The organism is Robertmurraya sp. DFI.2.37 (genome assembly GCF_029211245.1).
GTDB classification, from domain to species: Bacteria; Bacillota; Bacilli; order Bacillales; family Cytobacillaceae; genus Robertmurraya; species Robertmurraya methanolica_A.
In genome coordinates, this window is the sequence record NZ_JARGEJ010000841.1 from 1 (window position 1) to 290 (window position 290).

The 290-nt window shown below is 37.9% G+C and carries 1 protein-coding gene; it reads right to left on the reverse strand.

The genetic code is table 11. From position 1 onward, the window contains the following. Positions 1 to 120: 120 nt before the first annotated feature. Positions 121 to 288: a GH36 C-terminal domain-containing protein gene (locus PZE06_RS32100; protein ID WP_369011869.1), complete on the reverse strand. Its 168-nt coding sequence runs from the start codon at positions 286 to 288 to the stop codon at positions 121 to 123. Positions 289 to 290 lie beyond the last annotated feature (2 nt).

Below are 290 nucleotides of genomic sequence, written 5' to 3' on the forward strand. Positions count from 1 at the left end.
TACAACTCCATGTAAAGCCAGCGTAATTCATCCTGATGTTTTTCCATACGCTGTACAAAGATTTTTTCTGTATTATTCACATTCTTCACCATTTTCTGTTCCATCGTCAACCAATTTATTTTACTCTTTCACAAAACAATACTGATATGCCTGATATTCGCCCGACTCTATCGGAAGCGGCATGCCGCCATACATAAGTGCAGCTCCGGTGTATCTTTTTCCACTCTTTTCTTCTCGATATACAGCTGTTTCTTCAAGCCCTTGAAGTTTTACATAATTTACTGTCATAT